The following is a 2,236-nucleotide window of genomic DNA, read 5'->3' as shown; positions in this document are numbered from 1 at the left end:
GTCAAGATCCGTGGTTTCCGCATCGAGTTGGGCGAGATCGAGGCGCGCTTGAGCGCGCATGCGGAGGTGCGCGAGTGCGTGGTCGTCGCGCTTGAGTCCGCAGGGACAGAGAAAGATCCGTGGTTTCCGCATCGAGTTGGGCGAGATCGAGGCGCGCTTGAGCGCGCATGCGGAGGTGCGCGAGTGCGTGGTCGTCGCGCTTGAGTCCGCAGGGACAGAGAAGCGGGCGGCTGGTGGCGTATTGGGTCGGTCACGAAGCTGTTGATGCTGCCGCATTGCGCAGTTGGCTATCGGATGGACTGCCCGATTACATGGTGCCAGCGGCCTATGTGCAGTTGGATCGTTTGCCGCTGACCCCCAACGGCAAGCTGGATCGCAAGGCATTGCCCGCACCGGATGCGGCGGCCTATGCGGCGTTGACGTACGAAGCGCCACAGGGCGAGATCGAACACACCATTGCCGCGATCTGGCGCGAATTACTCGGTCTGGAGACCATCGGACGGCATGACAATTTCTTCGCCCTGGGCGGGCATTCGTTGCTGGGCGTGCGCCTGATGTCGCGCATTCGCAGCGCATTGGGGGTGGAACTGCCGCTGGCGACCTTGTTCGCCCAACCGCGCCTGGCCGAGTTGGCTCACGCCCTGGCAAGCGCTACCGCCAGTACGTTGCCGCCCATCGTTCCAGCCGATCGACCATCGGACGGCATGACAATTTCTTCGCCCTGGGCGGGCATTCGTTGCTGGGCGTGCGCCTGATGTCGCGCATTCGCAGCGCATTGGGGGTGGAACTGCCGCTGGCGACCTTGTTCGCCCAACCGCGCCTGGCCGAGTTGGCTCACGCCCTGGCAAGCGCTACCGCCAGTACGTTGCCGCCCATCGTTCCAGCCGATCGAGATGCACCCCTGCCATTGTCCTTCGCGCAACAACGGCTATGGTTCCTGGCGCAATTCGACGAACGCGCCGCGCAGGCGTACACCCTCTCTGGCGTGGGTGATGGACTTGCACGGTGCGCTGGACCTGCCCGCGTTGCAACAGGCGTTGGACCACATCGTCGCCCGCCACGAGGTACTGCGCACCTGCTTCCTCGCCAACGACGACGGTGCTACCCAGGTGATCGCGCCGGCGCGTTGGACCACATCGTCGCCCGCCACGAGGTACTGCGCACCTGCTTCCTCGCCAACGACGACGGTGCTACCCAGGTGATCGCGCCGGCCAACCAACGTCGGCTTCGCGCTGACCCGCATCGATCTGCGTCACACGCCAGATGCCGCGGTTGCCGCACAGCATCACGCCGAACAGGCAACCCGCACGCCCTTCGAGCTGAGCCGTGGTCCGTTGATCCGTGGCTGCCTGCTGCAGCTGGCCGAGCAGCAGCACCGCCTGCTGCAGCATCACGCCGAACAGGCAACCCGCACGCCCTTCGAGCTGAGCCGTGGTCCGTTGATCCGTGGCTGCCTGCTGCAGCTGGCCGAGCAGCAGCACCGCCTGCTGATCAATCAGCATGCACCACAGCATCTCCGATGGCTGGTCCATTGGGATCTTGATTCGCGAACTTGGCGCGTTGTACGCCGCCTTCGTGCAAGGCCAGCCCAATCCGCTGCCGCCCCTGCCGATCCAGTACGCCGACTACAGCCTGTGGCAACGCCGCGTGCTCGACGGACCGCTGCTGCAACGCCAGCTCGCCTTCTGGCGCGAGCACCTGCACGGCGCACCCGCGCTGCTGGAACTGCCGACCGACCACCCGCGTCCGGCATTGCAGGATTATCGCGGTGACAGTGTCGAGTGCGTCATCGATGCGGACCTCACCGCCGCCCTGCGCGCGGTGAGCCAGCGTCACGGCACCACCGTGTTCATGACCGTGTTGGCCGGCTGGGCGGTGCTGTTGTCGCGGCTGTCCGGTCAAGACCAGGTTGTGATCGGTGCGCCCGTGGCCAACCGCACGTCCGGCATTGCAGGATTATCGCGGTGACAGTGTCGAGTGCGTCATCGATGCGGACCTCACCGCCGCCCTGCGCGCGGTGAGCCAGCGTCACGGCACCACCGTGTTCATGACCGTGTTGGCCGGCTGGGCGGTGCTGTTGTCGCGGCTGTCCGGTCAAGACCAGGTTGTGATCGGTGCGCCCGTGGCCAACCGCACGCGTAGCGAACTCGAAGCGTTGATCGGCTTCTTCGTCAATGCCCAGGCGCTGCGCATCGACCTGCGTGGTACACCGAGCGTCGCCGACCTGCTGGCGCAG

General features: G+C 65.9%; 6 protein-coding genes. 5 read left to right on the top strand and 1 reads right to left on the bottom strand.

Going from position 1 to position 2,236, the window contains the following annotated elements; translation table 11 throughout:
- The 3 genes from XANALMUS060_RS22530 to XANALMUS060_RS21630 all read left to right on the top strand — a co-directional run.
- Positions 1 to 204, top strand: a 204-nt coding sequence (locus XANALMUS060_RS22530) for a hypothetical protein (protein ID WP_235430606.1), incomplete at its 5' end; no start/stop codon positions are given.
- Positions 205 to 233: 29 nt separating this feature from the next.
- Positions 234 to 755, top strand: coding sequence for a phosphopantetheine-binding protein (locus XANALMUS060_RS20350; protein ID WP_200894108.1), 522 nt, complete (start codon positions 234 to 236; stop codon positions 753 to 755).
- A 237-nt stretch (positions 756 to 992) separates the two neighbouring features.
- Positions 993 to 1,202, top strand: coding sequence for a hypothetical protein (locus XANALMUS060_RS21630; protein ID WP_200894107.1), 210 nt, complete (start codon positions 993 to 995; stop codon positions 1,200 to 1,202).
- On the opposite strand, the gene XANALMUS060_RS22885 is transcribed toward XANALMUS060_RS21630, so the two are convergent.
- Positions 1,191 to 1,502: a hypothetical protein gene (locus XANALMUS060_RS22885; RefSeq protein WP_052688277.1), complete on the bottom strand. Its 312-nt coding sequence runs from the start codon at positions 1,500 to 1,502 to the stop codon at positions 1,191 to 1,193. The genes XANALMUS060_RS21630 and XANALMUS060_RS22885 overlap by 12 nt on opposite strands.
- Here XANALMUS060_RS22885 and XANALMUS060_RS22880 point away from each other — a divergent pair.
- Together XANALMUS060_RS22880 and XANALMUS060_RS22875 are read left to right on the top strand one after the other, a co-directional pair.
- The gene (locus tag XANALMUS060_RS22880) at positions 1,501 to 1,968 is read left to right on the top strand and encodes a condensation domain-containing protein (protein ID WP_052688276.1); all 468 of its coding nucleotides are present in this window, start codon (positions 1,501 to 1,503) and stop codon (positions 1,966 to 1,968) included. The two genes, XANALMUS060_RS22885 and XANALMUS060_RS22880, sit on opposite strands and share 2 nt — an antisense overlap.
- On the top strand, positions 1,919 to 2,236 hold a 318-nt coding region (locus XANALMUS060_RS22875), incomplete at its 3' end, for a condensation domain-containing protein (RefSeq protein ID WP_304413357.1). The genes XANALMUS060_RS22880 and XANALMUS060_RS22875, both read left to right, overlap by 50 nt.

The organism is Xanthomonas sp. MUS 060 (assembly GCF_000963215.1).
In the GTDB taxonomy this organism is placed as follows: domain Bacteria; phylum Pseudomonadota; class Gammaproteobacteria; order Xanthomonadales; family Xanthomonadaceae; genus Xanthomonas_A.
This window is presented reverse-complemented; position numbering and strand designations above follow the sequence as displayed.